The organism is Deinococcota bacterium (assembly GCA_030858465.1).
Classification (GTDB): Bacteria; Deinococcota; Deinococci; order Deinococcales; family Trueperaceae; genus JALZLY01.
Genome location: JALZLY010000320.1, coordinates 1 through 2,485, shown reverse-complemented (window position 1 = coordinate 2,485; position 2,485 = coordinate 1). Strand labels below are relative to the sequence as shown.

At 64.0% G+C, this 2,485-nt stretch carries 4 protein-coding genes; all 4 read right to left on the bottom strand.

Annotated elements, in window-relative coordinates; genetic code table 11:
• Positions 1–245: 245 nt before the first annotated feature.
• Entirely contained in the window at positions 246–461 is a 216-nt protein-coding gene (locus tag M3498_15770) for a hypothetical protein (protein ID MDQ3460738.1), read from the bottom strand.
• Between the two features lie 339 nt (positions 462–800).
• Positions 801–1,202 (bottom strand): type II toxin-antitoxin system VapC family toxin, encoded by a 402-nt coding sequence (locus M3498_15765; GenBank protein MDQ3460737.1) that lies wholly within the window; start codon positions 1,200–1,202, stop codon positions 801–803.
• A 23-nt stretch (positions 1,203–1,225) separates the two neighbouring features.
• Positions 1,226–1,468, bottom strand: a complete 243-nt coding sequence (locus tag M3498_15760; protein MDQ3460736.1) for a type II toxin-antitoxin system Phd/YefM family antitoxin — start codon at positions 1,466–1,468, stop codon at positions 1,226–1,228.
• A gap of 339 nt (positions 1,469–1,807) precedes the next feature.
• The gene (locus M3498_15755) at positions 1,808–2,368 is read right to left on the bottom strand and encodes a tetratricopeptide repeat protein (GenBank protein ID MDQ3460735.1); all 561 of its coding nucleotides are present in this window, start codon (positions 2,366–2,368) and stop codon (positions 1,808–1,810) included.
• Positions 2,369–2,485 lie beyond the last annotated feature (117 nt).

Below are 2,485 nucleotides of genomic sequence, written 5' to 3'. Positions count from 1 at the left end.
GCTGTAGCCGAAGCCGTCCAGCTCCTTCGTCAGCAACGTTTCGGGGAGCGTGGCGACGTGGTCCAGGAGCGCGTCCAAACTCCCGTGGGTCCAGCCATGAAACGTTTTGATGCCTGCGTGCGTGAACATCTCGCCTCCTTAAAGGGTCGGGCTAGAAGTGACAGACGTTGAAAAGCTTGTCTGCGCGTATTGGGTGGGCCGTGCTCATCCGGGCTCCTCTCGAAGCAGGCCGGCACTGGGCATGTTCAGGAGGGGAAAGGGGTGTTGCGCCCCAGGCGGCCGGCGGGACGGCTCTGCGAGAGCTCGGGCTCGAGCCTTTCCGCCCAGGCTTTGAGGGTGAGGGCCAGGCGCCGGCGCGGGCTCAGCGTCTGCGCGCGGAGCAGGCAGTGACGCCGCGCTTCGTCGTGCAGGGTCTCGAGGCGTTCTCGGGTGAGCGCTTCCAGGCTTAGGGGCGACATCATGGCGGACCTCCCTGGGCGTCGCGCGACCTGCTGGTGTCGGCCATGGGATGGAGTCAACCATGGAGTGTCACGTGACATGAATATTCTACGCCACGTGGGGCTCCTTGACAAGTTCCGCGAACAGGGAAAGCTGTGGTGCAGAAGAGGAAACGTCGAGAGCAGGGCGTTCGGCCAGGGCGAGTGAAGTTTCTCACTCGAGCCCGGTCAAGCCCTGCCCTAGACGACCTCGAGCCGCTCTAGGTAGCAGCTCACGCGCAGGCAGCACGCGGGTCGTGCCGACCTTCTCGAGCTGCGCCACGGTGGGTTCGACGTTCTCCGTCTGGCTGAAAGCTTGCTGGCTTATGCCCGGTCGAAAGGGTTGAGCACGGACACGCCGCTGCGGTCGAGGTCGGCCACGTTGCGGGTGACCAGGGTCAAACCGTGCACCTGGGCGGTTGCCGCCAATAGGCCGTCGATCACCGGCAGCGGGGTGGGCGCATTGAGGCTTCCCCACACCTCGCCGATAGCGGCGGTAATCGGCAAGATACGCTCGCGGTAGTCGCGCTTCAAAGTTTCCAGCCAGGTCTCGTAAACCTTTGCCTGTCTGGGGTCGCGTGGTTTCAAGTGGTCGATGCCCTGCCGGATCTCACCGATCACCAGAACGCTCACATAAAGCTCGTCGCCCTCGACTGAGGCGAACCAGGCTTTGACGCCCGCGTTGCCGCGCGGCTTGCGCCCTTCAGAAAGCACGTTGGTGTCCAAGAGATAGCCCGTAGGGAGATAGCTCACAGGTCGACGGTGCGCGCTGTCTCTTTGGAGCGAGAAAGCTCGAGTTCACTCAGGTCAGGATCGCTCAGCAAGAAGGTTTTGAAGTCGGGCCGGCTACCGCTCAGTTCGCGATAGGTTTCGGCGGAGAGCACGACGACGACCTCCTCGCCGCGACGCGTCACCACTTGAGGACCTTCCTCGAGCGCCCGCCTAACGAGCTGGCTGAACTTTTGTTTGGCGTCTTGGAGCTGCCAGGGCATAAAGGGCCTCCTATCCAGTCTGTCTAGATTATACCAGAAACCCACCTCGTTGAGCCGTCACGGCGCGGGGCCATATCAGGACCGTCCGGCACAACCTGCAAAACCCCCGTTTTTATAACCGGTGTATAACCGGGCCTCCGCTAGCCTTGGCTTGTCAGAAGCCGAGAGGAGGTCCAAGCCGTGAATCCTTGATGGGACATCCTTGATGGGACATCAAGGATCACCTCTGCCCCCGCTGCTTCAGGGCCGTTCCTGAAACCGCACCTCGTGCGGCCGCGCCCGTCAAGGAGCTATCTGGACTTGGAGGCAAGCTTGAAAAGACCTAGAGCGACTACGCCATCAGGCCTGGCGAGGCGTCTCGAGCGGTGGCAGTTCTGCCAGCTCTCTGGCGACGCCTCGCGCCAAGCTCTCTTGCCCTAGCTCGTGGTAGAGGGTCAGGCTCTGTTGGTAGTGCATGTTCGCCTCGGCGTGACGCCCCTCGGCCCAGGCGATGGCGCCCAACAGCCGATACACCTCGCCGAGCGCGTGCCTATGGCCGACTTCCGTAAGGAGCGCGCGCGACTCTTCGGCGAGGATGCGCGCGCCACGCGGGTCGCCCGTTTCAAGGCGCAGTTGCGTCGCGGGTTGCAAAAACAGCCCGAGCCCCCACCGGTTGCCGAGGCGGCGGAAGATGGCGAGGCACTCCTCGAGCGGCATCTTCGCGGCCTCGTGCTCCTTTAGCGCCAAGGCGGACTTAGCCAGCCAGCCGAGCGCAAACGCCGTCCACCAGAGGTCGCCTTCGCGGCGAAAGACGGTGAGCGCAGCCTCGAGCAGCTCCCTGGCTCTGCGAGGCTCCCCTTGCATATAGCGGGTCATCGCCAGACTGCCGCGCGTGCGGGCTGTTTCTCGCGTGTTCTCCATACCCAGCTCGGCTCAGAGCTCGAGCGCCTGTTGGAGCCACGCCTCGGCGTCCTCCAAATCCCCGCGCAGCCAGGCCGCGTGGCCGAGGTGGTAGAGGAGCCCGGCACGGTGACGGGC

Bases quoted from the DNA above. Each gene is read 5' to 3' on its own strand.
- M3498_15770 (MDQ3460738.1), bottom strand. From the start codon at position 461: ATGATGTCGCCCCTAAGCCTGGAAGCGCTCACCCGAGAACGCCTCGAG.
- M3498_15760 (MDQ3460736.1), bottom strand. From the start codon at position 1,468: ATGCCCTGGCAGCTCCAAGACGCCAAACAAAAGTTCAGCCAGCTCGTT.
- M3498_15755 (MDQ3460735.1), bottom strand. From the start codon at position 2,368: ATGGAGAACACGCGAGAAACAGCCCGCACGCGCGGCAGTCTGGCGATG.